The following is a 26,415-nucleotide window of genomic DNA, read 5'->3' as shown; positions in this document are numbered from 1 at the left end:
GCTATTAGTTAGGGGGCAGGCTACCCGCGTATCCGATGCTGCGCAGCACGCTGGCGAAGGATGCCAGCACCCCTGGCGTGGCGTACAGCTGGGGGGCTGCGGCGACTTGGATGACGCTGACCGTCTGGCCGGTACTTTGGCCGGTGGCCGTGTCGAAATAAACCGCCAGATCGTCGCTTGCATTGGAGAAGCCCCGGCCCGTGCTTTCCGAGTAGTAGCAGATGGCATCCGGGGCGATGGTGTCGGGTACTTGGCTCTGGCCCGAGTACATGATAAGGTTTTCGTTCAGGTTGTAGAGGGTGTGCGTCTCGCTGCTGAGGGATGGGTTCTGGGTGTTGCTCAGTTGGATCACCCCCGCGTCCAGCGATGCCGTGGTGGTGGTTTGGCTGATGGCTGTAATGTAGAAGTTGGTGACGATGGCAATGGCCGCACGGCCGGTGATCAGCGCGATGTGCGCGGCCACATCGGCCGTGCTGGGTGGCGTGGTGGCCGCCAGCAACAACTGGCCCAGCCCCCAAGCCTGGGTCACGGTGCCGGGAATGTAGTTGCCCCGCAGGGCATAGCCATTGCTGGCGTTCGACGGCCATAGTGCGATGCCGGAAAACCCGCCAAATCCTGCCACCACACCGCCTGCCAGCGTCTCCATCCTAGTCGCCGTGCTGGCGTGGAGCAGGGCTGATTCGAGCACGCTGGCGTCGGCCGTGTCGGTCGCCAGGGCACAGGGGGCCACCGGCAGTTGGTTGTTGAACGTGGTTTGTGGCAGCTCGGGTACGGCGCGCCCTGCACCGTCGCCGTCTACAACCCATAGGGCCCCGCCGGACATGGCCGCCGCAATCAGGGGCACCAGTGAGTTGATGGCCCCTGTCTCGACTGCAATGGCGCAACCCAGCGTGCAACCCGTGCTGGCATCCAGTACGGCCACGGTGTTAAAAATCGAGTTTTGTATATCCGCCAGCGTCAGCTGGTCGCCGGCATTAGGCGAACCCATCATGGCCAGCACGCAGGCATTGGTGGCACCGTCGTAAGCCTGTACCGTCACGCTGCCGCTCCAGCCGCTGTCGGCCAGTTCTTGCAAAATTGCCAGTGCATCGCGGTAGCTGCCCCCACCCCCGCTGGCCAGGACCACAGCGCCCGCTGCGATGGATTCAAAGTCGCTCATGCCATAGCTGTAACAAGAGTGCATGCTTTCCTTTATAGGGGCATTGGTCGGCTGAGGCTAGGTTGATACAAATTGTAAGTTTAGTTTGTGTCGAACAGCTTGTTAAACAACACGCTCTTAGCGTGAAACAACTTGCATGGCTCGGGGTGCTCTGCACCCGAGTCCATGCCATTTAGTGGGTGACGAACTGGTAGGTCACGTCTTCGGTTTCTATCATGTCCAGCACGTCGTTAAGCACATCGTCGTCGCCGGTGCTGGTCCAGGTGTCTTCCGGATCGGTGGCAAACATCGGTTCGATGGCCATGTCCATGAACTGGCCGTTCGGCAGCTTGAGCACCTGACCGCCCTCGGAGGTGGTGGCCAGCACCCAATCATCGGGGACGGACATTTCGAGCTGGATGGTGACGTTGAGTTTTTTCATGGCAGATATCCGCAAAGGTTGAGATGGGGAGGAGGTTAACCGATGCGTGCAGTGCCGCCTGATTTAAAGAAAATCGGGCTTTGGCGCTTATGGAATATGCGCAAGCAGCTATTAAAAAAGTAGCGCCTGCGCACGTCTGCATTTACAGCGCCGGGTAGTCGGTGTAGCCCTTGGCGCCGGGCGAGTAGAAGGTGCTTTGGTCTGGCGTGTTCAGCGGGGCCTTCAGCTGGATGCGGGCGGGCAGGTCCGGGTTGGCCAGAAAGCTGGTGCCAAAGGCCACGGCATCCAGTTGGCCTGCTCCAATGGCTTCTTCGGCCTCTTCGGCGGTGTAACCCATGTTGCCGACCAGCACGCCCTGGTACTTTGCGCGGGCCACGGTGAGCACATCGCCCTTTTGCACGCCGAAGAAGTCGGCGCGCATCACGTGCAAATAGGCCAGCTTGAAGGCGTTGAGCTTGTCGGCCAAGAAGCCGATGAAGGCCAGCGGGTCGCTGTCTTGCATGCTGTTATAGCTGTTCAGCGGCGACAGGCGCAGGCCCACTTTGTCTGCGCCAATGGCGGCGGTCACGGCGGTCAGCACTTCAAACAGGAAGCGGGCGCGGTTCTCTAGCGAGCCGCCGTAGCCGTCGGTGCGCTGGTTGGGCGTGTCGCGCAGGAACTGGTCGATCAGGTAGCCATTCGCACCGTGCACTTCCACGCCGTCAAAACCGGCGGCAATGGCGTTCTTGGCACCCTGGGCGTACAGCGCCACGATGGCCGGAATCTCTTCGGCGGTTAGCGCATGGGGCACGGCCTGGCGCACCTTGCCGGTGGTGGTTTGGATATCGCCCTCAATCGCCGTGGCGCTGCTGGATACCGTGGGCACGCCGTCGTTGATGTCCGGGTGGGCCGCACGGCCCGCGTGCCAGATCTGCATGAAGATGCGGCCACCCTTGGCGTGCACGGCGGCGGTCACTTGCTTCCAGGCCGCAATCTGCGCGTCGTTGTAAATGCCGGGTTCGTTGATGAAGGCCGAGGTGCCGGGGGCCACCATCGTGCACTCTGTGATCAGCAGGCCACCGGTGGCGCGCTGGCTGTAGTAGGTGGCCATCAGCGCGTTGGGCATGTGGCCCGCGTCGGCACGGGCACGGGTCAGCGGGGCCAGCAAGATGCGGTTAGGCAGGGTGAGGGCGCCGATGTGCAAAGGGGTAAATAGCATGGTGTTCAAACAGGTTGGTGGAGGAAAGGGGGCAAACGGTAACAGCCCGTGCATAACGGTTCACTGGCCGGGTTATTGCGAAATAGAGTAGGTTTTTCAGCGTGGCGCGTGCTGCCGCACCCAGCGCACGATATCGGCCGCGCCCATCGCACCGGGCTGGCGGGCCACCTCGCGGCCCCCCACAAACAGCGCCAAGGTGGGGATGCTGCGGATCTGAAAGCGCGCGCCCAGCGCCTGGTGCGCCTCGGTGTCTACCTTGGCCACGCGGATGTGCGGCTCCAGCTGGCCAGCGGCCTGCACATAGGCAGGCGCCATCTGGCGGCACGGGCCGCACCACGGGGCCCAGAAGTCCACCAGCAGCGGGATCTGGTTGCGCTGTAAATGCTTGTCAAACGCCGCCCCGTCCAGATCGACCGGCTGGCCGGTGAACAGGGGCTTTTTACAGCTGCCGCAATCGGGCGCGCTGCCGAGCTGGTCGGTACGCACGCGGTTGGTGGTGTGGCAATGGGGGCAGACGAGGTGCAGGGTGTCGGTCATTGACCGCAGGTCGTGGCGGGTGGGCTGGATTGCAAGGGCGGTGTGTTGCGAGGAACCGCGAACCCGATAATTCACTGTCATTTTTCCAACAAGTACCCCATGCGCACTCCCCCTTTCTACCCCATCGGCACCCCCGGCCAAGCCTGGGGCGCGGCAGAGCAGGCCCAATGGCGCGCCCGCCAGGTGCGCCAGCGCAGCTACGCCGCCGACGTGCTGGCCGCCATCGACCGCTTGCGTGGGCGCTTTGATGTTGTTGCGTATGGCGAGGTGGCCTATGCCGAGGATCGCTTCCCCCTGTTCGCCATCCGCAGCCGCGATTGGCAGCCCGGCCTGCCCAGCGTGCTGGTGACCGGCGGCGTGCACGGTTATGAGACCAGCGGTGTGCATGGCGCACTGCGCTTTGTGGAGGCGCACGCCGAAGCCTATGCGGGCCGGGTGAATCTGCTGGTGGTGCCCTGCGTCAGCCCCTGGGCCTACGAGCGTATCCAGCGCTGGAACTTCGATGCGATTGACCCGAACCGATCCTTCCGCCCGAACAGCCCCGCGCAAGAATCTGCCGCCTTGCTGCGTCTGGTGGAACCCCTGCACGGCCAGTTTGCCGCCCACATCGACCTGCACGAAACCACCGACACCGACGAGTCAGAATACCGCCCCGCCGTAGCCGCCCGCGACGGCCAGCCGTTCGAGCCCGCCACTATTCCCGATGGCTTCTACCTGGTGGACGACACCGCCAACCCCCAGCCCGCCTTCCAGCAAGCCATCATCCAGGCGGTTGAGCGCGTGACCCACATCGCCCCCGCCGACGCGCACGGCGGCATCATCGGCGCACCGCTGGTGGCGCATGGCGTGATCCACTACGCGATGGACGCACTGGGCCTGTGCGCAGGCATCTCGGGCGCGCGCTACACCACGACCACCGAGGTGTATCCAGACAGCGCCCGGGCTACGCCGGAGCAGTGCATTGCCGCGCAGGTGGCAGCGGTGTGTGCGGGGGTGGAGTTTGTGTGTGAAATAGGCCGCTAGCGCAGGTGGAATGTGCGCAGGAAGCTATTAAAAAATAGCAAACTGCGGGCCTTGACCCCGTTGTCAGGCCCGTTCCAAATCACGCACCAGACTCACCACCTTGGTGGTGATGATGTCGATGGCGGGCCCGTTGGCACCGTGCGGCAGGATCACATCGGCGCGGCGTTTGGTCGGCTCGATGAACTGCTTATGCATGGGGCGCACGGTTTCCAGGTACTGCTGGATCACGCTCTCGGCACTGCGCCCGCGCTCGGCCATGTCGCGCTGCAAGCGGCGGATAAAGCGCACATCGGCGGCGGTATCCACAAAAATCTTCAGCGACATCATCTTGCGCAAATCGGCATCAAACAGCGCAAACAGGCCCTCGATCACGATCACCGGCGCGGGCTGCACGGTGGTGGTTTTGCTGGCGCGGTTGTCCTGCGTGAAATCGTAGGTGGGCATCTCGATCGCCTCGCCCCGGCGCAGCGCCTGCACATGCTGCACCATCAAGGGCCAGTCAAACGCGTCGGGGTGGTCGTAGTTGGTCTTGCGCCGATCTTCCGGCGACATATGCGTCTGGTCGCAGTAGTAGTCGTCCTGGATCAGCACCGCCGTCATTTCTGGCCCGATGGACGCCAGCACTTGGCGCGTCACCGTCGATTTACCGCTGCCACTGCCGCCTGCGACACCGATCACGAAGGGTTTGTGGTTGTTGTCAGGTTTACTCATGCGATCTCCGTACCCAGGCAGGCAAAGCCCACGAGTTTACAAGCCAGGTGTGGAACTCAAGCCTGCCACACCCCAAACCCTGCCGAGCGCAGGTCGATGCCGATCTCGATCTCCTTGTCCACCGCGTCTTGGTAGGTCAGGGGGTTGAAGGCCTCGTACAGATCCGGCAGCAGGCGCAAACCATAGCGCTGCACATAGCGGTTGGCCTGTATGCCCGCCTTGTGCTTGTCAAAGCGCACATCCGGGTCCAGACCCGTCATGCCCACGTACACGCAGAGCTTGCCCTCCACATAGCCCGGATTGCCCTTGCGAAAGCGCGGCTCCAGCAGCACGTCTTTGGAGAGATCGACCACGTAGACGTGGTGGTGTTTGCGGGGCATGGGGGCTTATGCGAACGAATGGGCGGCTAGCGCCCGTGGAATCAGCACGAGCAGCTATAAAAATAGCAGCAACTTAGGCTGGCAATGCTGCCACCTGCGCGTGTAGCGCAGGCAGATCGTTCTGGATGGTTTGCCACACGATGGCCAGGTCTACGGTGAAGTAGCCGTGCGCCAAGGCATTGCGCATTTCGTAGGCAAAGCCCCAGGGTACGGTGGCATGCTAGGCCGCAAAAGCTGGGTGGTTTTTTGCCACGTTGTTGCAGGCTTCGCCAATGACTTCCAGGTTGCGGATCACGGCATCGCAGGTTTTGCGGTCTGCCATGAAGGCCACCAAGTCCATGCCTTCGGTGTAGTCCTGCACATTGCCAATCGCTTGCAGGATGTGCAGCAAGTAGTCTGCCACCCGCAGCGGATGCGCACGGCTCATACCGCCAAGGCCTCTCGCAGTACTTGCGCGCGGAAGCTGGCAGGCAGGCTGTTGGGTGTGAGCACATCTACCTCCATGCCCAGCAACTGCTTCAGCTCAAACCGGATGGCACCGATGTCCATCAGCGTGGTGTGGGCGGTGGGCTCCACCAACAGGTCCAAGTCGCTGTCGGCGGTATCGTCACCGTGCAGCGCAGAGCCAAACACCCGCACATCGCTCACGCGGTGCCGCAGCGCAATCTCGCGGATTTGCGTGCGGTGCAGGGACAGGGCTTCGGAGGGGCGCATGGATGGGAGTTTAGCGGCGCGGCAGGTTTATGTATCAAATAGGCTGATAGCGCTTATTGAGTAAACACAAGCAGCTATGAAACTAGTAGCGCTGTGTCCCTACCGTGCCGCCAGCATTTGCAGTCGCGTTTTGCACTTGGGATAGTTGCTGCAGCCCCAAAACGCTGCACCGCCTTTGCTGGGCGTGCGCTCTAGCATCTTCACGCCGCAGCTGGCGCAGGTGGGTTTCCAGTATTCGCCCTCGTGGGCTACGGCCAGCAGGGCTTGCTGTTGCTCGGGCGTGCGCTTGGCGATCATGGCCAGCAGGGCAGAGCCGTCCATGGCTGCGACACCATTGGCGGTGGCGAACTGCTGGGCATCTTCGGTGTAGGTGGACGTGGTGGCGTAAATGCCGCGCTGCAGCTTGTTTGATGCCATCACGCCGAAGAACTCGCGGATTTCCTTTACGCCCACGGGCTTGCCTTGCCAGTGCTTGCACTGCACCACGGCGACCGGTTTGTCCGTGCCAGCCGTGTGCAGCCAGATGTCCACGCCGCCGTCTGCCCCGTGCGACTGCGCGCGGGTGGTGTATCCGGCCTGGGCAAACAGGGCCTCACACACCGCTTCGAACCTGCGCCACTCGATGGCGGCGAATACGGCAGGGCTCCAGGCGCTGGCGGGTATGGGGCTGGATGTGGGTGGTGTAGGTTCTGCGGTGGGTGCCAGCGTTGGCTCTACCAGCTTGAGCTGTCCGCGTGATTTGGCGGGCGATGGCGTGTGCGCCACACCGTCCGTCGGATCACCAGCTTTAACTGACATCCGTTTGACGATGGCGTATGCGCCGAGTAGTAGCACGCCTACACCCACTGCCAGCCAGGCGGGCGTGCGCAGCGCACTAGCAACGGTTTTCAGGATGGGGGAATTGGCAAACAACGGCGGGACGAGCAGCATGGCTGCACCGAGGATGATGGCTTGCAAGCCCTTTTGTTTCAGGATTTGGATGCCCTGTTTTTGTCGCCGGTTGCTGGGTTGTTTGGCCATAGGGCTTTTAGTTGATTTCTGAAGGCACTCTATCGTTAACGAACGATGGAAACCTGGGGCGAGAGGCGTGTATTCAACCAAGTTTCTTCAATAATGGCTTTGCTTGAAGTGTTTGATAAAAACTTTGGGTTAAATTAACTTTCATAAATAATTTATAAGCGCAAGCTGATACAAAAAAGCGCAGTGAAATTAAAAAAGTCAATGCACGACTTGACCTCGTGAAATTTCGATGAGAAGCTACTCAAGAATTTGATTTAATTTGCACTTTTTTTTCCCTGCTTTTCGGAATTTCCTTAGTCGAAGGTGGAACTGTTTTTATCGAAATAGGCGAAGTTGTTTGGCGACCTAAATAACAATCAAATTCAAATTTCTGTTGATTAATAGTTACAGTGAAAGTTTTTCTTCCAAGTTCTGTCACTATGAATGGATCCATACGAATTATGAGATTCGTAGCCCCATCATTTGCGGGCAATGCGTGTGAAGCGACTAAGCTTTGTTTACGATCAGGGGTTTGTAGATCGATGGATACTGAGGAATTTATTGGAGCTTTGATAATATTAAATAGAAAACACAAAGAGCGTAGTGCTGCTGGATTCTCCGGTGTCGGATCGGGAAGATCAGGCGGAATCTGCAGAAGTACATTCAGATCTGTGTAAAGGCAAATCGCAGATACTTTGCCGTCCTTCTCTTCTCGGAAATCCTCTGCCATATAGAATCGCACAACAATAGGATCAGGTTGTTTTTTCAATGTTTTAGTGGGCATATTCTTGCTCCGGTGGCAGAGGGGTCCTCAAGGTGAGAGTCGATGAAGTACCTGCGTTTGTAGCTTCGATAAATGCAATATGCTTAGGCCTTCCGGAGGGGCAAAAATCATTGAAATTTATGACATTTGAAACTACCGTATTGAAAGACTCCGTTTCTGAGTAGATAACGGTGTCCGTTGCTTGAACTGGTTCTTTGAGGTATTTTTCAAATGCTCTAGTTGCAACGGAGTTCAGATTTGTTGCATCTTTGGCAGCACGTATTTGCGCCAAACGGTGTAGTTCCGGCGGTATCCGAACATTAAATTGTCCGCTGACGGATTTTTGAGGTGTTTTGCCAATACTTGCACATGTTTCCAAATAGTCTTCTAATGCAGATTTGAATTCAATTTCAAGTTGAGAAATGTTCTCTGCTTCGTATGTAACCAGATCATCAATAAACAGAATTTTTCCGTGCAAGACTTTGTCCGCAAGAGATGTTTCGATTGATCCGTGGTAGCCCCTGTGGCTGAGAAGTTCCATGATTTTCCTAATTGATACGACCATGTAATTTAAGGTGATCAACAACTGCGCGTATTGCGTACTGCTTTACTTCGGGTTGCGGGTGCGGCTTATGCAGGCTAATTACTTCATTGGTTTCTGGAAACACGAATTTTCTTCGAGATCCGTCGTTGGAAAGTAGTTTGTAGCCGAGGTGCTCCAGTGCTCCGACTAGGTCATCCCATTTAATATTTGTGGGTGTTGGGACCGCAGCTAGCCGTTGAAGTGTTTTAACGTGTTTCGACATGCATTTCGGCTAGTTTTGGTGTTAGTGTAACTATTTTTTAGTTACGGGTGTGGTGCTTTGACTTAGAAGGCTCACTTCCCCCAAGAATCCTTCAACCCCACAGCCAAGTTAAACACCATCTTCCCCGCCTGGTGGTCCACCCGGTCCGCCACAAAGTACCCGTGCCGCTCAAACTGGAACTTGTCGTCCGCCTTGGCCGTTGCCAGTGAGGGCTCGACGATGGCTTGCACGACTTTCAGGCTGTTCGGGTTCAGGCTCTCAATAAAGTCTTTGCCGCCCGCGTCGGGCTGGGCGTCGCTGAACAAGCGGTCGTACATGCGGACTTCGGCTTGTAGGCCGTCGGCCACGCTGACCCAGGTGATCACGCCCTTGACCTTGACGGCATCCGCGCCGGGGGTGCCGCTCTTGGTGTCGGGGATGAGTTCGGCGTGGACTTCGGTGATGCGGCCGTCGGCGTCTTTGGCCGCACCGGTGCAGGTGATGACGTGGCCGTATTTGAGGCGGACTTTGTTGCCGGGTGTCATGGAACCATCCTCCGAGCGTTGCGGCGGATAGAGTCTAAAGAAGCCCTTGGGCGGGGTTTCTTCATAGTCGCCGCGTTCAATCCACACCTCTTTGCCGATCTGGAAATTGCGCTTGCCCAGATCCGGCAGGTGGGGGTGGACCGGGGCGTTGCAGGCATCGAGCACACCAGCACCCATCACCGCGTCCCAGTTGGTCAGTACCAACTTGATGGGGTCGAGCACGGCCATCGCGCGGGGGGCGCTGTGGTCCAGGGTTTCGCGCAGGCAGCCCTCCAAGGTGCTGTAGTCGATCCAGCTGTCGCTTTTGGTCACGCCGATGCGGTCGGTGAACAGGTGCATCGCCTCGGGCGTGTAGCCACGTCGCCGCAGGCCTACGATGGTGGGCATGCGGGGGTCGTCCCAGCCGCTGACCTTGTGGTCGTACACCAGCTGGGCCAGCTTGCGCTTGCTGGTGACCACGTAGGTCAGGTTGAGGCGGGCAAATTCGTATTGCTTGGGGCTGGGGGCTGCCAGCAGGCCGCCTTCGCACAGGCGGGCCAGCAGCCAGTCGTAGAAGGGGCGCTGGTCTTCAAATTCCAGGGTGCAGATGCTGTGGGTGATTTGCTCCAGCGCGTCTTCGATGGGGTGGGCAAAGGTGTACATCGGGTAGATGCACCAGGTGTCGCCGGTACGGTGGTGGGTAGCGCGGCGGATGCGGTAGATGGCGGGGTCGCGCAGGTTGATGTTGGGGCTGGCCATGTCGATCTTGGCGCGCAGCACCATGGAGCCGTCTTCGTGCTGGCCGTCGCGCATTTCCCGGAAGCGGGCCAGGTTTTCGGCGGGGGTGCGGGTGCGGAAAGGGCTGTCGGTGCCGGGCTTGCCGAAGTCGCCCCGGTTCAGGCGCATTTGTTCTACGGTTTGCTCGTCAACGTAGGCGTGGCCTGCGGTGATGAGGTGTTCGGCGGCGCGGTACATGAAGTCGAAGTAGCTGCTGGCTTCATAGGCGGGTGCACCGGGTGCGCCGTTCCAGTCAAAGCCCAGCCATTTGACGGTGTCGATGATGGCGCGGACGTATTCCTCGTCTTCTTTTTCGGGGTTGGTGTCGTCAAAGCGCAGGTGGCACACGCCGCCATAGTCGCGCGCCAGGCCGAAGTTCAGGCAGATGCTTTTGGCGTGGCCGATGTGCAGGTAGCCATTGGGCTCGGGCGGGAAACGGGTGCGGATTTTGGCGGGGTCGGGTTGGCCTGCGGCGTGGTGCGCGGCGTCTCCTGGGCTGCCAGCCCATTGGCGGGCCGCATAGGTGCCTGCGGCCAGGTCAGATTCGATGATCTGGCGCAGGAAGTTGCTGGGTTTGGGGGTGTCGGCGGGGGCGGAGGAGGAGGGGTGTGCGCTCATATTCTGATTTTAGGTGGCTGGGGGTGCGTTACGTTTCGCAACGCTTCTGTTTACAAGCCTGTCCACCGGATGGGTGGTACGGCGTTAACAGATACAAGGGGCCTGCACCAAGTAGGGGTTCCCAAATTGCAACAAGGAGATCGGCATGAAGTTCCACCGTTTGATGTCTGCGGCTGTTTTTGCACTAGCCGCATTGGGTGCGGCCAGCGTGGCCCAGGCGCGTAGCGATGTGTCTTGGTCCATTGGTCTGGGGGCTCCCGGTGCCCAGCTGGTGGTGGGCAATGGTGCTGTGTATGTGCAGCCCGCTCCGGTGTACTACCAACCACAGCCGGTGTACTACCAACCACCACAGCCGGTGTATTACGAACAGCCACAGCCCGTGTATGTGCAGCCGCGCCCGGTATATGTGCGGCCTGCGCCGGTGTACTACCAACCGCAGCCGGTGGTGTACCAGCGCCCTCCCGTCTACATGGAGCCGCAGGTGGTGTACCCCGGCTGGCGCCATGGCCACGGCCACCACCGTGACAGGGACAACGACCGCCGTTGGGAGCGGTGATGGACTCAGCCGGTCTGCGGCATTAATTTTTTATATGAAAATGGCCTCTAGTGCATGTGAATCATGCGCTGGGTGCTATAAAAAACAGAGCTGTCTTGATGCCTGCCACGGTGAGCAGCAGTGAACCCATCAGGTGTACAGCGGCCGTGGTAAGGGCTAGTACGTAGCGTTGCTGGAGCAGCATGCCCACCACCTCGGCCGAGAAGCTGGAGAAGGTGGTTAGGGCCCCCAAAAAACCCGTCACCAGCAGCAGCCGCCACACCGGGTCGAGTTGCGGCAGGCTTTGGAACACGCCCACGCACACGCCCACCAGGTAGCCGCCCACCAGGTTGGCCACCAGGGTGCCCAGCGGCAGTACGCTGCCGGGGTTCAGCCACAGCCCCAGGCCCCAGCGGGCCAGCGCGCCAAAGCAGGCGCCTACACATATCGCAATTACAGCCATCATTTATCAGTTCCCATGACCAGGTCGGGGAGTATTGTGACCACTTGCGGGAAGATGGTGATGATGGCGATGCACACCACCAGGCAGCCAAAGAACGGCAGGGCGGCGCGGGCCACGGTGTTGCTGTCCTTGCCGGTCATGTTTTGCAGCACGAACAGGTTGAAGCCCACGGGGGGCGTGACTTCGGCGATTTCGACCAGCAAGATGATGAAGATACCGAACCAAATCAGGTCGAACCCGGCCGCCTGGATCATCGGCAGCACCACGGCGCTGGTCAGCACGATCATGCTGATGCCGTCGAGCGCGGTGCCCAGCACCAGGTAGATGCCGACCAGCGCCGCAATCAGCGCATAGGGCGAGAGGTGCATGGCCATCACCCATTCGGCCAGCGCACGGGGCACGCCGGTGAAGGCCATAGTCTTGGTCAGGGAGGCGGCGCCTGCCAGGATGAACATGATCATGCAGCTGGTGCGGGTAGCGCCCATCAGGCCTTCCCAGAAGTTGCTCCAGGTTAAAGCGCGGCCCACGGCGGCAATCGCCAGCGCGCCGGCCACGCCGTAGGCCGCGCATTCGGTGGCGGTGGCGTAGCCGGCCACCAGCACCCAGACGATGAAGATGATCAGCACCGTGCAGGGGATCAGGTTGCCGCTTTTGCGGAATTTCTCGGCCCAGCTGCTGGGCGGGTCGGCGGCGGGCACTTTGTCGGGGTTGCGGATGGACCACCAGGCGATGTAGCCCATGAACAAGGCCATCAGCACCGCCGACGGGATGAAGCCCGCCAGAAAGATGCGGATGATGGACGCATCGGCCGCCACCGCGTACACCACCATGGTGATAGACGGCGGTATCAAGATGCCCAGCGTGCCGCCAGTGGCCAGCGCACCCAGAACCAGGTTTTCGTCGTAGCCGCGCTTCTTGAGCTCGGGCAGGGCGACCTTGGCGATGGTGGCGCAGGTGGCTGCCGACGAGCCGCTGACCGAGCCGAAGATGCCGCAGCCCAAAATGGCGGTGTGCGCCAGGCGGCCCGGTATGCGGTTCAGCCAGGGGCGCAGGCCCTCGAACATTTCTTCGCTGAGCTTGGTGCGAAACAGGATTTCGCCCATCCAGATGAACAAGGGCAGCGCGGCCAGCTCCCAGCTGGCATTGCTCTCCCAAAACGCCGAGAACAGGTTTTTTCCCGGCTCGGTGTTGGTAAAGAAGGCCTGGCCAATCCAGCCGCAGATGGCCAGGGTCATGGCGATCCAGACACCGCCCGACAACAGCACCATCATGGTGGCGAGCAGCAGCCCGCCGATGAATAATATTTCCATAGGGATGTCCTGGGCTGGTTGCTACACGTCAGAAGAAAAGTCGCCGCGCGCATGGCGCTCTTCCACCACCCGCACAAAGGTGGGCACGCCGCCACGCAGCACGATGATGAATTCGTCCACCACCGCCACCAGCAGCAAGATGGAGCCGAAGGCAAAGCTCAGCTGCGGAATCCACATCGGCATGGGCAGCAGGCCCTGGGCCAGGTCGTTGAACTCCCAACTCTCGTAGGTGAACTTGACCGCCGACCAGGCCAGGTAGGCGGTGGACACGGTGCCGATGGCCAAAGAGGTGAGCTCCAGTGCGCGCCGGGTTTTGCTGCCCACCTTGTCCAGCAGCAGGGTGACGCGCACAAAGTCGCCGTGCTTGAACGCATGGGCCATGGCAAAAAAAGCCGCCGCTGCGCAGAACCACGACACCACATCGTTCACCGCCCCGGTGCGGATACCCATCGTGCGCAGCAGGCTTTGCCCCAGCATCAGCACCGCGATAAGGGCTACAAAGATGCCCCCCACCGCGCCGGACGCGTCGTACATCTTGTCCAGGAAGCGGCGCATGGCCTTACTTCTTGCTCTTGTTGTAGGCGTTCAGAATAGTTTCGCCATCGGCACCGGCTTTTTTCTGCCAGTCGGCCAGCATGATGCCGCCCAGTTGCCGCATGTCGGCCATCAGCTTGGGGCTGGGGACCATGATCTTCATGCCTTTGTCGGTGAGGGCTTTTTTGTACCATTCGGTTTTTTCCTGGCTGATCTTCCAGCCGCGTTCTTCGGCATCGGCAGCGGCTTTGGCTAGGACTGCCTGGGTGGCGGGGTCGAGTGCGTCAAACGATTTTTTGTTGACGAACACCGCGTTCTTCGGCAGCCAGGCCTGGGTGTCGTAGAAGTACTTGGTGCTCTCATAGGTTTTGCTGTCATAGCCGGTGGAGACCGAGCTGATGTAGCTCTCCACTACCCCGGTGGCCAGGGCCTGCGACAGTTCTGCGGCCTGGATGGTGACGGGCACCGCGCCCACCAGCTCAGCGATCTTGGCGGTGGCCGGACTGTAGGCGCGCCACTTGATGCCCCGCAAATCGGCCACCGAGTTGATCTCTTTCTTGGCGAAGATGCCCTGCGGCGGCCAGGGCACGGCGTACAGCAGTTTCATGCCCTGCTTGCCCAAGACGGCATCCAGCACCGGTTTTTGCGCATCAAACAGGCGCTTGGATTCGGCATACGAGCTGGCCAGAAACGGCACGCCGTCCAGGCCGTAGATGGGGCTCTCGTTCTCAAAATTGGCCAGAATGATTTCACCCGCCTGGGCTTGGCCGCCTTGCACCGCGCGCTTGATTTCGTTGGCCTTGAACAGCGAGCCGTTGGCGTGCACGGTGATCTTCAGCTTGCCGCCGCTGGCCTTGTCCACGTCGTTGGCGAACTGGGTGATGTTCTCGGTGTGGAAGTTGCTAGCAGGGTAGCCCGAGGGCAGGTCCCATTTGGTTTGGGCGGCAGCGCCTAAGCTGGTCAGGGCTGCGGCGGCGAGCGCCAAAATTGCTTTTACGGGCATAAAGACTCCAAGAAGAAAACACAATAAAACTAGCGTACATAACGCAAACTGCGTGCCATTTTGGTGGTCCACCCCGCAATCGACAACCTCTATTGCACAACTTTTAGAAAGCCACACCTTGCTTACCACAGACACGAAACGCTGGCAGTTCTGGATCGACAGGGGCGGCACATTTACCGACGTGGTGGGCCAGCGGCCCGACGGCACGCTGCTCACCCACAAGCTGTTGAGCGACAACCCCGAGCAGTACACCGACGCGGCGGTGGCCGGTATCCGCCACCTGCTGGGCCTGGCACCGGGCGCGCCGGTCACGCCTGCACTGGTCGAGTGCGTGAAGATGGGCACCACCGTGGCCACCAATGCGCTGCTGGAGCGCCAAGGCGAGCCCACGCTGCTGGTCACCACGCGAGGTTTTCGCGACGCGCTGCGCATCGCCTACCAGAACCGACCGCGCCTGTTCGACCGCAACATCGTGCTACCCGAGCTGCTGTACAGCGCGGTGGTTGAGGCCCATGAGAGGGTGGGTGCCCAAGGCGAGCTGGTCGAGGCGTTGGATGAAGTGCTATTGAAGCAGGAGCTGCTAGTGCAATACAAACAAGGGCTACGCAGCGTTGCGATCGTATTTATGCACGGTTACCGGTTTACCGCGCACGAGCAGGCGGCGCAGCGTATCGCGGCCGAGGTGGGCTTCACGCAGATCAGTACCTCGCACGGCACCAGTCCGATGATGAAGTTCGTCAGCCGGGGCGATACCACTGTGGTCGATGCCTACCTGTCGCCCATCCTGCGCCGTTATGTAGAGCAGGTGGCGCAGGAGATGCCGGGTGTGAAGTTGTTTTTCATGCAGTCGTCCGGCGGGCTGACGGATGCGGCGGTGTTCCAGGGCAAGGACGCGATCTTGAGCGGCCCGGCGGGTGGCATCGTCGGCATGGCCCGCACCGCCGCCATTGCAGGGTATGACAAAGTGATTGGCTTCGACATGGGTGGCACCAGCACCGATGTGAGCCACTACGCCGGGGCGTTCGAGCGCGAATTTGAAACCCAGGTAGCCGGCGTGCGCATGCGCGCCCCGATGATGGCCATCCACACCGTGGCGGCCGGTGGCGGCTCGCTGCTGAAGTTCGATGGCGAGCGCTTTCGCGTGGGCCCGCAGAGCGCGGGCGCGAATCCTGGCCCGGCCAGCTACCGGCGCGGTGGCACGCTGGCCGTGACCGATGCCAATGTGATGCTGGGCAAGGTACAGCCGCGCTACTTCCCCAAGGTGTTTGGCCCGCAGGCCAATGAACCGCTGAGCCTGGAGGCCGTGCAGGCCCCGTTTGCCGCGCTGGCCGCGCAGACCGGTCGTTTGCCGGAGGAAGTGGCCGAGGGCTTTATCGCCATTGCGGTGCAGCAAATGGCCAATGCCATCAAGAAGATATCGGTGGCCCGGGGCTACGACGTGACGCGCTACACCCTGCAATGCTTTGGCGGCGCGGGCGGCCAGCACGCCTGCCTGGTGGCTGACGCGCTGGGCATGACCAAAGTGTTCGTACATCCACTGGCCGGTGTGCTCAGCGCCTACGGCATGGGCCTGGCCGACCAGAACGTGATCCGCGAACAGGCGGTGGAGCTGGCGCTGGAAGAGTCGAATCTGCTCAGCATTAGCGCCCGGCTGGAGGTGCTGGCTGGAGCTGCCGAGGCCGAACTGCTGCGCCAGCAGGCCAGCGCCGGGGCGATTGCCACCCAGCGCCGGGTGCATGTGCGCTATGACGGCAGCGACACGGCATTGATCGTGGCCTTTGGCACGGTGGCGCAGATCCAGGCCCGCTTTGAAGCCGCCTACCGCCAGCGCTTTGCCTTTTTGATGCAAGGCAAGTCGCTGGTGGTGGAGGCGGTGTCGGTGGAATCCGTGGTGGCGGGTGATGCCCCGGTGGAGCCCGTGCACCCACTGCACGCCCCGCGCCCCGTACCCCACCGCGAGACGGTGCGCATGTACTCGGGTGGCCAGTGGCACGATGCCCTGCTGGTGGTGCGCGAAGACCTGCAACCCGGCGACCAGGTGCCCGGCCCGGCCATCATCGCCGAGAAAAACGCCACCACCGTGGTCGAACCCGGCTGGATCGCAAACGTGACGTCTTTTGACCATCTGGCGCTTATCCGCTCTTCGCCACGTGCTATCAAATACGCAGCAGGAACCACCGTAGACCCGGTGCTGCTGGAGGTGTTCAACAACCTGTTCATGAACATTGCCGAGCAGATGGGCCTGCAACTGCAAAACACCGCTTACTCGGTCAACATCAAGGAGCGGCTGGACTTTAGCTGTGCGCTGTTTGATGCCGACGGCAACCTGATCGCCAACGCGCCGCACATGCCGGTGCATCTGGGCAGCATGGGCGAGAGCATCCAGACCGTGATGCGCGAGAACGCTGGCAGCATGCAGCCCGGTGACGTGTACGCGCTGAACGACCCCTACCACGGCGGCACCCATCTGCCCGACGTGACGGTCATCACCCCTGTCTATCTGGACGGCAAAGTCGCCTTCTACGTGGGCAGCCGGGGCCACCATGCCGACATCGGCGGCACCACGCCGGGCTCGATGCCGCCGTTCTCTACCCGCATCGAGGAAGAGGGCGTGCAGATCAATAACTTCAAGCTGGTTGACGGCGGCGTGCTGCGCGAGGCCGAGATGGTGGCGCTGCTGCAAAGCGGCGAATTCCCCAGCCGCAATCCGGCGCAAAACCTGGCCGATATGCGGGCCCAGATTGCCGCCAACGAGAAGGGTGTGCAAGAGCTGCGCCGCATGGTGGAGCAATACAGCTTGCCGGTGGTGCAGGCCTATATGCGCCATGTGCAGGACAACGCCGAGGAGTCGGTGCGCCGCGTGATATCGCGCATCGCTAAACGGCCCCAGGGCTCGCCTGCCGGCGCACCCACCCCCGAGGGGCGCAATCCGGCTTGGGGCGGCCCGGCGCCGGATTGGGTCGGCCAGTTCACCCTGCCGCTGGACAACGGCGCGCAGATCCAGGTGGCGATCCGTGTCGATACGGCCCGCCGCAGCGCCGAGGTGGATTTCACCGGCACCAGCCCGCAGCAGAGCAACAACTTCAACGCGCCCACGGCGGTGTGCATGGCGGCGGTGTTGTATGTGTTCCGCACCCTGGTGGACGACGATATTCCGCTGAACGCTGGCTGCCTGAAGCCTTTGCGCGTGATCATCCCGCCCGGCTCCATGCTGCACCCGAACCCGCCGGCATCCGTCGTGGCGGGCAATGTGGAAACCTCGACCTGCATCACCAATGCGCTGTTTGGCGCGCTGGGTGTGCTGGCGGGCGGGCAGTGCACCATGAACAACTTCACTTTCGGTAATGCGCAGCACCAGTACTACGAAACCATCAGCGGCGGTAGCGGAGCAGGCGAGGGTTTCGATGGCACCAGCGTGGTGCAAACCCACATGACCAACTCGCGCCTGACCGACCCCGAGGTGTTCGAGTTCCGCTTCCCGGTTCGGCTCAATAGCTTCGAGATCCAGCCGGGCACGGGTGGCGCAGGCCGCTGGAAGGGCGGCAACGGCGGTGTGCGACGGGTCCAGTTCCTGGAACCGATGACGGCCAGCATCCTTAGCAATGGTCGGATTTATGGCGCCTTCGGTATGGCCGGGGGCCAGCCGGGCCAGGTGGGGCTGAACCGCGTGGTGCGTGCCGATGGCCTGGTGGAAACCTTGGGCCATATTGGCCAGGCCGAGATGCAGCCCGGCGATGTGTTCGAGATCCACACGCCGGGCGGTGGTGGCTACGGGGAGGTGGAGCGCGCGGATAAAGGTAACGCTGAATAAGTTGTAATTAATAAGCTGTGCTTCAAAGTGTTGGCGAATTTACCCCGCTATTCAGGTGTTGATGAAGCCGGGATACTTCAGTCTTCTTTCAAACACCAGGAATTCACCATGAAAATCGCACTCATCGGCGGCACCGGCTTCGTTGGCAGCGCAGTCCTTACCGAACTCCTCAGCCGGGGCCACCAGGTCACCGCGCTGGCCCGCAACCCCGCCAAGTTCACCGCCCAGCCCGGCCTGACCGTGGTGGCCGTCGACGTGCTGGATGCCGCCCAAGTGGCCAAGGCCGTGGCCGGTACGGATGCCGTCATCAGCGCCTACAACCCCGGCTGGACCGAGCCACACATCCACGACCTGTTCCTGCAAGGCAGCCAGGCGATTCTGGATGGCGTGAAGCAGGCAGCGGTGAAGCGCTTGCTGGTGGTGGGTGGCGCGGGCAGCCTGTTTGTGGCCCCCGGCGTGCAGCTGGTGGACACCCCGCCGTTCCCTGCCGAATACAAGCAGGGCGCGCTGGCCGCCCGTGAGCTGCTGAATCGTATCCAGGGCGAGACCACGCTGGACTGGACCTTCCTCTCGCCCCCCATCGCCCTGGCCCCCGGCGCACGCACCGGCCAGTACCGCGTGGGGGCCGACACCCCGCTGCCCGGCGTGGGCGACGCGCCCGCAGGCATCAGCGTGGCCGACCTGGCCGTGGCGATGGTGGACGAGATTGAGTCGCCCCGGCATATGCAGAAGCGGTTTACGGTAGCGAGTTAAGGTCCATGCGCGGCGGATTGCGCTAGGTGACGGGGGGTGAACTCCATTCCCGTCGTACCTGCTGCTACCTAAGCGCATAACCGGCGCGTGGGAAAATGGCTTTCCTCCATTCCCTGCCCGCCGACATGACTGCCACTGCATTTGACCGTTCCGAACACGTTTACAAGAACGATGCGTTCGCCGAACTTGTGAAGGATGCGGTGCGGTTTTTCAACGGCACGCCGGTGCATGCCCTACCACCTGCCGCGCGGTTTCGTGGCACAGGGGTGTATGCCTTGTATTACATCGGACGCACGGGCCTTTACAGCAAGTATGGGCAGTTGAACCGCACGGCCTACGCACACCCCATTTATGTGGGTAAAGCAGTGCCCAAAGGTTGGCGGCAGGCTCGTGTGGTAGACGACCCAGATGCGCAAGCTTCTGAGCTCGTATCGCGGCTCAAGGAGCACAGCCGCAACATCGCAACGGTGTCGGGACTGGAGCTGTCCGATTTCATGTGCCGGTTCACTATCTTGGAGGGCTCTGCGTCGGACATGATTGGCACTATCGAAGCGGCTTTGATCAAGCTACACAAACCGCTGTGGAATACCAGCCTGGATGGCTTTGGCAACCATACGCCGGGTAATGGGCGCTTTAACCAGGCTAAGTCCGATTGGGATGTGATGCACGCGGGGCGGGCCTGGGCTGCAAAGTGCACAGGCATTCCACACACCCCCGAAAAAGTATTGGAAAACATCCAGCGTCACTTCAACGCACTGGACGCGTAAGGATGCGGTCCTTAGAGCTATTTTCTGGTGCGGGTGGTTTGGCCAGGGGCTTGGAGCAGGCGGGCTTTCAGCATGTCGCCTTTGTGGAGTTCAACGCCCATGCGTGCGCCTCGTTACAGGCCAACTTTCACCCCGAGAAGGTGTTCCACGGGGACATCAAAAACTTTGATCTTGGGGCGCTGAGCGGCATTGACGTGGTGGCGGGTGGCCCACCGTGCCAGCCGTTCTCGCTGGGGGGAAAGCACAAGGCGCACGACGACAGCCGCGATATGTTTCCGTATGCGATTGCGGCGATCGAGCAACTCAGCCCCAAGGCTTTTGTTTTTGAGAACGTCAAAGGTTTGCTGCGCGCTTCGTTTGCCGATTATTTTGAGTACATCCTGCTGCGGTTGACGTATCCGGGCTTCAAGACCGATGCTGCCGCTGACTGGCGCACGCATCTTGCGCTCTTGAAAAGCCTGGAAAAGATGCCCTACACCGGCACTCAATACCACGTGCAGTTCAAGCTATTGAATGCGGCAGATTTTGGTGTGCCGCAGACGCGGGAGCGGGTTGTGATTGTCGGCGTGCGCTCTGATATCGGTTGTACATGGGATTTTCCGGCGGCCACCCATTCAGAGGATCGGCTGGTGTGGGATATGCAGGTGTCGGGTGATTATTGGCGGCGCCATGGTCTGGTGTCTCGAGAATCCGCCGGTACAACGGCCAGCAAGTTACGTAGCCGGTACGGTATGTTTGCCCCCACGGGTTTGCCTTGGCAGACGGTGCGGGATGCCTTGGCGGATGTGCCCGATCCGCAGTCCCCGCACAGCATCTCCGACCATGTGTACCGGGGTGGGGCGCGCACCTATCCTGGCCATACGGGGAGCGATATCGACTGGCCTGCCAAAACCATCAAGGCGGGCGGGCATGGTGTGCCGGGGGGCGAAAACATGGTGCGTTATGAGGATGGCACTGTGCGTTATTTCACGGTGTTTGAGGCCAAGCGCATACAGACTTTTCCCGACGATTTCCTGATCACGGGTGCTTGGGGTGAGGCGATGCGCCAGATCGGTAATGCCGTGCCGGTGCAGTTGGCTTCGGTGCTGGGACAGCAGCTTCGGCGAACTTTGGCGCAGCTTTCGTTGCCGGATTCCCGAATGGTGGCGGCGGGGGAGCCTCGGCATGTGCAGAAGCGGTTTACGGTGGCGCATTAAAGCCGGGCTGTGGCTGCGTCATGTGCATGTAACAAAATGTTGTTTCAATCGCTTTTTGCCTTTGAGAAGCGATCATGGCCCTCCACAAGACCGACAAAGCCCGTGCCGAGTTGCAGCCTGGCTGCCGGTCATTGGGCCAGCGCGAGCGCACTTTGCTGCTCATGGCCGATGGGCGCAGAACTGCCCGCGAAGTAGCCGCCTACTTGGGTGCGGATGGCGAGCCGTTGGTGGAGTACCTGTTGCGCGAGGGCTATTTCACCCGCAGTACACAGGAGCACCTGGTGGTTGCCAGCGCAGCCCCGGCGGCTAGCGGTGCGGTCGATGCTTTTGACGGCAAGCGCTCGCTGGCAACCACCCGCATGTTTTTGTTTGATATTTGCGAGCGCATGTTTTCCCGCCGCGCCCCGGCGCTGGCCGAGTCCTTCCGCGAAAGCTTGCGCAACGCCCGCGACCGGGCCTCCATGTTGGCCGTCAGCCAATTGATGCTGGCCGATATCGAGGCCGCCGCCGGACCCGAGCGCGCCGACACCATCCGCGCGCGCATCGCCTTGCTGCTGCCCGAGGATGCGTTGGCGGTTTAAGGCAACGCTGAATAAGTCCCAAGTTGGCGCGTGCTCTGTGCGCAGTCATCGAACCGCACTCCCCCAAGGCGGGTAATGGCCGTCCCCCCCATAGGGCTAGAGCGCATGCTGCGCATCCACTTCCTGCCGCACTGGTTCAACCTGGCCGACCTATCCTGCGAAGAAGCCCTGTACGACAGCGCCAGCCTGCGCCGCTTCGCAGGCATCGACCTGCGGCGCGAACCGGTGTCCGATGCCACCACGGTGCTCAAATTCCGTCAGCTCCTGAATACCCACAAACTGGGTGAGGCCCTGTTCGCCCAGGTCGGACAAGAGCTGCAAGCCCGGGGCTTCAAGGTCAACACCGGCACCATCGTGGATGCCACCATCCTCAGCGCGCCCAGCTCCACCAAGAACGCCGACAAAGCGCGCGACCCCGAGATGCACTCCACCCGTAAAGGCCAGCAGTGGTACAACGGTGAAGAAGCTGCACATCGGCGTGGACAGCCAAACCGGGCTGGCACACAACGCGGTAGTCACCGCCGCCAACATCCATGACAAACATCTCTTGCCCGACCTGCTGCACGGCCAGGAGCGGCGCGTGTACGGCGACTCCGCCTGCGCCAGCCAGAAGACCTTGATCCGGGGCGAAGCAGCCAAGGCCCACGACGTGCGCGAACCAGCGTAGCCGCCGGGGCGGTGTGGTCGATGAGGGTATTCGCAGCAAGAACCGCAATAAATCCAAGATCCGCGCCCGGGTGGAGCACGTCTTTGGCGTGGTCAAGAAGCTGTAGGTGCGTGCGTAAGGGCGAAAAGTCGGCCCAAAGGTCCACAAACCGCGCTAGAAGTGGCTAGGAAATGGGGTGTTTTGGCCGAATTCGGTGACTTCTTGGTATCAGCACCCGGAAGGTACCTTTTGATTTGTCTTGTTCAGAGCTGCCTTAAACCGTCCAACGGATTTCTGCAAACCACCAGGTAGTGCATGAATTCGCGCAGCACAGCAAGGTCGCTGCAAGGTAGGGGTATTCGGGATGCCAGCAGGCCGAACAGGCGCTCCCCCGCTTCGATGGACAAGGCCGTGCCGGTCACACCGGTAATCTGCGCCATTTCGGCTACCCAGGTATCGGTGCTCCACAGGGCCGGGTGCCCGGCCACCTGGGCACGGGCCCGTGTCAACTCATGGCAAATGGTTTGGTAGCTATTTTGCGTGTTGTGGAGATGAGATATGTGTTCTCAAGCGGGATGAGGGGCATTTCAGAGAAGCAGTGTTTGCGCAGCTTGCCTCATGTATAACTAAATCCTACATTTTTGGGAGTCCTTGACGTGATTGATCTAAAACCACTGCTTTTCAACGATGCGGACATGGCTGTGCGCTTGGCGGCAAGCAGTGCGGCAGAGCTGGATGCGCTTGATTTTGGGGTCATTGGTTTTGATGCCGCGACTTTGGTCGCCGTGTACAACGCGTTTGAGTCCAAGGCCGCAGCCTTGGCTCCCGAGCGGGTGATGGGGCATCCATTGTTTACCGTTGTGGCACCGTGCATGAACAACTTCATGGTGGCGCAGCGTTTTGACGATGCCATTTTGAACGCGCAGCCCCTTGATGCCACCCTCGACTACGTGTTGACGCTGCGGATGCGGCCCGTCAAGGTGGCATTGCGTCTGCTGTCCGAGCCGGGCCTGGACATGCGCTACGTGCTGGTGAACCGGCGAGCCTAAATGATGGATACGGAACTGGATATTGCCAGTGAATACGAGGCGCTGGTGCAGTTTATGTACCTGGCGCCCATTGGTCTGGCGCAAACGGCCATGGACGGCGAGATCGCCATGGTCAACCCCCTATTGGCCCAGTTGCTGATGCCCTTGTCGCGCGACGGCAATTTGGCCAACCTTTTTACGACACTGGAAACCGTAGCCCCAGAACTGCGCAACCTGGTGTCCGAATTTGCCGCACCTTACGGCATGGTGTGTGATGCCTTGCGCATCCAGGTCAATGCGGGGGTGCCCGGCAAGACCGACCCGCACATGCTGTCGCTTAGCCTGCTCAAGCTGGATGCCAGCCGACTGATGGCCGTGCTCAAGAACGTGACGCTAGAGGTTAAACGCGAGCGGCAACTGAAGCAGAACGAAGCCTGGTTTAACGCCATCCTCACCGGTGTGACCGATTACGCCCTGGTCAGCCTGGATGCGCAGGGGCAGGTGACCGAATGGAATTCCAGCATTGGCCGGGTCACCGGTTTCAGCTCCGATGCCGTGCTGGGCCAGTCGTTTTCGGTGTTTTACCCGGTCGATGCCATGACACCCGACCGCTTGCTGGACCGGCTGCGCGAGGCCGACGACAACGGCTGGAGCATGGATGACGGCTGGCGGCTCAAGGCCGACGGCAGCCGCTTCTGGGGCAGTGCCATGTTGGCTCCTTTGCGCGAGCCGCAACGCGACAGCCAAGGTGACGGCAGCCATCTCTCCTACAAGCCCCTCGGGTTGCGGCTGGCGGGTGAACCGGCTTATTGCTTGGTGATTCGGGATATCTCGGACCAACGCGAGGCCAATGAAAAACTCCGCCAGGCCAATGCCTGCGACCACCTGACGGGCATTGCCAACCGCAGGGCATTTTTTGAGGCCGCCGAGCGTGAGCTGGACCGCGCCCAGCGCTCGCCACGGCCCGTGTCGCTGATCTTGTTCGATGTAGACCACTTTAAACAGGTCAATGACACCTACGGCCACCCTGCGGGCGACGCGGTGTTGCGCCACTTGGCCGAGCTGCTAACGGCTACTTTTCGGCCTTTGGATGTAGTGGCGCGGGTGGGTGGAGAGGAGTTTGCCGTGTTGTTGCCCTCTACCGATCTGGTGGTGGCCACCGCCGTTGCCAACCGGCTGCGCGAGGCGGTGGCTGCGCAGACGGTGCTGGTCGATGGCCACGCCATCCGCTACGCCCTCAGTGGTGGCGTGGCGGTGGCGCACGATGCCGCGCTGGGTCTGGATATCTTGATGAAAAAAGCCGACCGAGCGCTCTATGCAGCCAAGGCCGCTGGCCGTAACCGCATCGCCACCGAGGAGTCTCTATGAGCACACACACCTCGACCGAAGCCTACGAGGCTCTGGTGCAGTTTCTGTACCAGGCCCCGATTGGTCTGGCGCAGGCCAGCCTGAGCGGCACCATCGAGATGGTCAATCCGATGTCGGCACAGCTGCTGATGCCGGTGTCGCCCGACGGTAGCCTAGACAACCTGTTTGACGTGCTGGCCGATGTTGCGCCGCAGCTGCGCAGTTGGGTGACGGCCTTTGCCTTGCCCAGTGGGGTGGTGTGTGAATCGGTGCGCATCCCGCTGCAGCCCGATGTGCGTGGCGCAAGTGCGCCCCAGGTGTTGTCGTTCAGCCTGCTCAAGCTAAACAGCAACCGGCTGATGGCTGTGCTCAACGATGCCACGTTGGAAGTGCAGCGCGAACAGCAAGGCCTGGCCCGTCGCCTCAGCGCCGCAGCCAGGGTGGACAACCTGACCCGCATGCCCAACCGTGCGGTTGCACTGGAGCAATTGCAACGCACGATGGAACGCGGGCCCATCGATGCAGACTACGAGTTCGGTGTGCTGTTTTTGAACTGCGACCGCTTAAGGCACATCAACGATGCCCACGGCCACGGCACTGGCGACCAGGTGCTGGCCCTGATGGCCGACCGGCTGCGCTCTGCTTTGCGCTCGCGCGATGCCGAGAGCCGCCCCGGCGGCGGCGACCACATGGCCGCCCGCATCGGGGGGGACGAATTTGTGGTGGTGTTAAACGACCTGGAGCACCCTGACGACGTGCACGCCCTGGCGCAGCGTCTGCTGGACGTGCTGGCCAAGCCCTACGGCATCGGTTCCCACCAACTGCATTGCAGCGTCAGCATGGGCATTGTCTTGCGCGCCCAGGCGGCGGGCGATGCCGATGCGGTCTTGCAAAGTGCCAGCATCGCCATGGACGAGGCCAAGCGCAGCGGGGGCGGGCGCTACGTGGTGTTTGAGCCCGCCATGCATACCCGTGCAGCACAACGCTCTGGCATCGAAGCCCAGCTGCGGCTGGCGCTGGCCGAAGGGCAGTTGTTTGTGGTTTACCAGCCGGTGGTCGGCCTGTTGGGGCCCGAGCGGGCCGATGGTTCGGTAGACCGCTCTGCAGGTGTCGAAGCACTTGTGCGCTGGCAGCACCCCACGCGGGGTGTGGTGCCACCGTTTGAATTCATTGGCGTGGCCGAAGAGTGCGGCCTGATCTGTGCGCTGGGCGACTTTGTGCTGGCCGCCGCCTGCCGCCAGTTTGTGCAGTGGCAGACCGTGCTGGGGGCCCGTGCACCGCGCCTGCTGGCGGTCAATCTGTCGCGCGCGCAATTGGCCCAGCCCGGCTGGGTCGATTACGTGGCCGAGCTGCTGCGCAGCATCGGCATGAACCCTGCACAGCTACAGCTAGAGGTGACCGAAAGCCTGGCCGCGCAAGACGAAACCGTGCAGAGCTGCCTGCACGCGCTCAAGGCGCTGGGCCTGACGTTGGCGCTAGATGACTTTGGCACCGGCTACTCGTCGCTGGCCAGCCTGCACCAGCTGCCGGTAGACATCGTCAAGATTGACCGGTCTTTTGTGTGCCAGGCCGACACCAGCCACCACCACCGCGTGCTGATCGAAGCCACCGTGCGGGTGGCCCACAGCCTGGGCATGGGCACGGTGGCCGAAGGCATCGAAACCGAAGCCCAGGCCGCCGTGGTGCGTAGCCTGCAATGTGAAAAAGGCCAAGGCTACTTGTTTAGCCGACCGCTGCTGGCCGATGACCTGGTGCGCTGGATCAACGCTACTGATTAATAAGTGCCAAATTGGCCTCTGGCGCTTATTTCACCTGCGCTAGAAGCTATCAAA

The 26,415-nt window shown here is 61.2% G+C and carries 27 protein-coding genes and 2 pseudogenes; 11 read left to right on the top strand and 18 right to left on the bottom strand.

The annotated features are described in order from the left end of the window. Nucleotides 1–4: 4 nt before the first annotated feature. The 4 genes from AC0969_RS04975 to trxC form a co-directional block, all read right to left on the bottom strand. Nucleotides 5–1,183, bottom strand: a complete 1,179-nt coding sequence (locus tag AC0969_RS04975; RefSeq protein WP_479623028.1) for an S-methyl thiohydantoin desulfurase domain-containing protein — start codon at nucleotides 1,181–1,183, stop codon at nucleotides 5–7. A 148-nt stretch (nucleotides 1,184–1,331) separates the two neighbouring features. Then, complete coding sequence (locus AC0969_RS04970; protein WP_479623027.1) at nucleotides 1,332–1,580, bottom strand: hypothetical protein; 249 nt, start codon at nucleotides 1,578–1,580, stop codon at nucleotides 1,332–1,334. A 142-nt stretch (nucleotides 1,581–1,722) separates the two neighbouring features. Then, nucleotides 1,723–2,778, bottom strand: a complete 1,056-nt coding sequence (locus tag AC0969_RS04965) for an alkene reductase (RefSeq protein WP_479623026.1) — start codon at nucleotides 2,776–2,778, stop codon at nucleotides 1,723–1,725. 96 nt (nucleotides 2,779–2,874) lie between these two features. Next, nucleotides 2,875–3,315: a thioredoxin TrxC gene (trxC, locus tag AC0969_RS04960; protein WP_479623025.1), complete on the bottom strand. Its 441-nt coding sequence runs from the start codon at nucleotides 3,313–3,315 to the stop codon at nucleotides 2,875–2,877. A gap of 99 nt (nucleotides 3,316–3,414) precedes the next feature. On the opposite strand from trxC, the gene AC0969_RS04955 reads away from it, so the two are divergent. Continuing rightward, nucleotides 3,415–4,338, top strand: coding sequence for a M14 family metallopeptidase (locus AC0969_RS04955; protein ID WP_479623024.1), 924 nt, complete (start codon nucleotides 3,415–3,417; stop codon nucleotides 4,336–4,338). 63 nt (nucleotides 4,339–4,401) lie between these two features. Here AC0969_RS04955 and udk read toward each other — a convergent pair whose 3' ends face one another. From udk to AC0969_RS04910, 9 genes and pseudogenes are all read right to left on the bottom strand, one after another. Then, on the bottom strand, nucleotides 4,402–5,049 hold the full coding sequence (gene udk, locus AC0969_RS04950; RefSeq protein WP_479623023.1) for a uridine kinase: 648 nt from the start codon (nucleotides 5,047–5,049) through the stop codon (nucleotides 4,402–4,404). A gap of 56 nt (nucleotides 5,050–5,105) precedes the next feature. Further along, nucleotides 5,106–5,429, bottom strand: a complete 324-nt coding sequence (locus AC0969_RS04945) for a hypothetical protein (RefSeq protein ID WP_479623022.1) — start codon at nucleotides 5,427–5,429, stop codon at nucleotides 5,106–5,108. A gap of 73 nt (nucleotides 5,430–5,502) precedes the next feature. Further along, nucleotides 5,503–5,856 (bottom strand): annotated as a pseudogene (locus AC0969_RS04940) (HepT-like ribonuclease domain-containing protein). After that, the gene (locus tag AC0969_RS04935; protein WP_479623021.1) at nucleotides 5,853–6,143 is read right to left on the bottom strand and encodes a nucleotidyltransferase family protein; all 291 of its coding nucleotides are present in this window, start codon (nucleotides 6,141–6,143) and stop codon (nucleotides 5,853–5,855) included. The pseudogene AC0969_RS04940 and the gene AC0969_RS04935 overlap by 4 nt, the downstream one beginning before the upstream one ends. Nucleotides 6,144–6,242: 99 nt before the next feature. Beyond that, nucleotides 6,243–7,163 (bottom strand): restriction endonuclease, encoded by a 921-nt coding sequence (locus AC0969_RS04930; RefSeq protein ID WP_479623020.1) that lies wholly within the window; start codon nucleotides 7,161–7,163, stop codon nucleotides 6,243–6,245. 241 nt (nucleotides 7,164–7,404) lie between these two features. Then, complete coding sequence (locus AC0969_RS04925; RefSeq protein ID WP_479623019.1) at nucleotides 7,405–7,926, bottom strand: hypothetical protein; 522 nt, start codon at nucleotides 7,924–7,926, stop codon at nucleotides 7,405–7,407. Beyond that, nucleotides 7,916–8,446 (bottom strand): type II toxin-antitoxin system HicB family antitoxin, encoded by a 531-nt coding sequence (locus AC0969_RS04920; protein ID WP_479623018.1) that lies wholly within the window; start codon nucleotides 8,444–8,446, stop codon nucleotides 7,916–7,918. Before AC0969_RS04920 ends, AC0969_RS04925 begins: the two co-directional genes overlap by 11 nt. A 7-nt stretch (nucleotides 8,447–8,453) precedes the next feature. Beyond that, entirely contained in the window at nucleotides 8,454–8,711 is a 258-nt protein-coding gene (locus AC0969_RS04915) for a type II toxin-antitoxin system HicA family toxin (RefSeq protein WP_479623017.1), read from the bottom strand. A 71-nt stretch (nucleotides 8,712–8,782) separates the two neighbouring features. Then, entirely contained in the window at nucleotides 8,783–10,609 is a 1,827-nt protein-coding gene (locus AC0969_RS04910) for a glutamine--tRNA ligase/YqeY domain fusion protein (RefSeq protein WP_479623016.1), read from the bottom strand. Between the two features lie 145 nt (nucleotides 10,610–10,754). On the opposite strand from AC0969_RS04910, the gene AC0969_RS04905 reads away from it, so the two are divergent. Next, on the top strand, nucleotides 10,755–11,165 hold the full coding sequence (locus tag AC0969_RS04905; protein ID WP_479623015.1) for a hypothetical protein: 411 nt from the start codon (nucleotides 10,755–10,757) through the stop codon (nucleotides 11,163–11,165). Nucleotides 11,166–11,226: 61 nt separating this feature from the next. Here AC0969_RS04905 and crcB read toward each other — a convergent pair whose 3' ends face one another. Genes crcB through AC0969_RS04885 form a run of 4 tightly spaced genes read right to left on the bottom strand, consistent with a single transcriptional unit; the run spans nucleotide 11,227 to nucleotide 14,454 of the window. After that, nucleotides 11,227–11,610 (bottom strand): fluoride efflux transporter CrcB, encoded by a 384-nt coding sequence (gene crcB / locus AC0969_RS04900; RefSeq protein WP_479623014.1) that lies wholly within the window; start codon nucleotides 11,608–11,610, stop codon nucleotides 11,227–11,229. Then, nucleotides 11,607–12,917, bottom strand: a complete 1,311-nt coding sequence (locus AC0969_RS04895; RefSeq protein WP_479623013.1) for a TRAP transporter large permease — start codon at nucleotides 12,915–12,917, stop codon at nucleotides 11,607–11,609. The genes crcB and AC0969_RS04895 overlap by 4 nt, the downstream gene beginning before the upstream one ends. A gap of 21 nt (nucleotides 12,918–12,938) precedes the next feature. Continuing rightward, the gene (locus AC0969_RS04890; protein ID WP_479623012.1) at nucleotides 12,939–13,472 is read right to left on the bottom strand and encodes a TRAP transporter small permease; all 534 of its coding nucleotides are present in this window, start codon (nucleotides 13,470–13,472) and stop codon (nucleotides 12,939–12,941) included. A 4-nt stretch (nucleotides 13,473–13,476) separates the two neighbouring features. Then, complete coding sequence (locus tag AC0969_RS04885) at nucleotides 13,477–14,454, bottom strand: TRAP transporter substrate-binding protein (RefSeq protein ID WP_479623011.1); 978 nt, start codon at nucleotides 14,452–14,454, stop codon at nucleotides 13,477–13,479. A gap of 118 nt (nucleotides 14,455–14,572) precedes the next feature. Here AC0969_RS04885 and AC0969_RS04880 point away from each other — a divergent pair, with 118 nt between their 5' ends. The 6 genes and pseudogenes from AC0969_RS04880 to AC0969_RS04855 all read left to right on the top strand — a co-directional run. Beyond that, nucleotides 14,573–18,265: a hydantoinase B/oxoprolinase family protein gene (locus AC0969_RS04880; RefSeq protein WP_479623010.1), complete on the top strand. Its 3,693-nt coding sequence runs from the start codon at nucleotides 14,573–14,575 to the stop codon at nucleotides 18,263–18,265. Between the two features lie 108 nt (nucleotides 18,266–18,373). Beyond that, nucleotides 18,374–19,018: an NAD(P)-dependent oxidoreductase gene (locus tag AC0969_RS04875; RefSeq protein ID WP_479623009.1), complete on the top strand. Its 645-nt coding sequence runs from the start codon at nucleotides 18,374–18,376 to the stop codon at nucleotides 19,016–19,018. A gap of 95 nt (nucleotides 19,019–19,113) precedes the next feature. After that, on the top strand, nucleotides 19,114–19,785 hold the full coding sequence (locus AC0969_RS04870) for an Eco29kI family restriction endonuclease (protein ID WP_479623008.1): 672 nt from the start codon (nucleotides 19,114–19,116) through the stop codon (nucleotides 19,783–19,785). A 2-nt stretch (nucleotides 19,786–19,787) separates the two neighbouring features. Continuing rightward, nucleotides 19,788–20,981: a DNA cytosine methyltransferase gene (locus AC0969_RS04865; RefSeq protein WP_479623007.1), complete on the top strand. Its 1,194-nt coding sequence runs from the start codon at nucleotides 19,788–19,790 to the stop codon at nucleotides 20,979–20,981. Nucleotides 20,982–21,055: 74 nt separating this feature from the next. Then, nucleotides 21,056–21,562: a hypothetical protein gene (locus AC0969_RS04860; protein WP_479623006.1), complete on the top strand. Its 507-nt coding sequence runs from the start codon at nucleotides 21,056–21,058 to the stop codon at nucleotides 21,560–21,562. Between the two features lie 32 nt (nucleotides 21,563–21,594). Beyond that, nucleotides 21,595–22,332: pseudogene (locus AC0969_RS04855) on the top strand (IS5 family transposase); the annotation flags it as partial. Nucleotides 22,333–22,471: 139 nt separating this feature from the next. On the opposite strand, the gene AC0969_RS04850 reads toward AC0969_RS04855, so the two are convergent. Further along, a complete protein-coding gene (locus tag AC0969_RS04850) occupies nucleotides 22,472–22,717 on the bottom strand; it encodes a hypothetical protein (RefSeq protein WP_479623005.1) in 246 nt (81 codons plus the stop codon). A 147-nt stretch (nucleotides 22,718–22,864) separates the two neighbouring features. Here AC0969_RS04850 and AC0969_RS04845 point away from each other — a divergent pair, with 147 nt between their 5' ends. The 3 genes from AC0969_RS04845 to AC0969_RS04835 are packed head-to-tail and all read left to right on the top strand — an operon-like array spanning nucleotide 22,865 to nucleotide 26,361. Then, nucleotides 22,865–23,257 carry a phosphonate transporter gene (locus AC0969_RS04845; RefSeq protein ID WP_479623004.1) on the top strand — a complete coding sequence of 131 codons (393 nt, stop codon included), beginning with the start codon at nucleotides 22,865–22,867 and terminating at the stop codon, nucleotides 23,255–23,257. Next, complete coding sequence (locus AC0969_RS04840) at nucleotides 23,258–24,604, top strand: sensor domain-containing diguanylate cyclase (protein WP_479623003.1); 1,347 nt, start codon at nucleotides 23,258–23,260, stop codon at nucleotides 24,602–24,604. Then, nucleotides 24,601–26,361: a putative bifunctional diguanylate cyclase/phosphodiesterase gene (locus tag AC0969_RS04835; protein WP_479623002.1), complete on the top strand. Its 1,761-nt coding sequence runs from the start codon at nucleotides 24,601–24,603 to the stop codon at nucleotides 26,359–26,361. Before AC0969_RS04840 ends, AC0969_RS04835 begins: the two co-directional genes overlap by 4 nt. Nucleotides 26,362–26,415: the final 54 nt, after the last annotated feature.

The sequence above is a fragment of the Rhodoferax sp. LB1P47 genome (assembly GCF_056521445.1).
The sequence above is the reverse complement of the archived record's forward strand: the minus strand, read 5'-3'. Positions and strand labels throughout refer to the sequence as shown.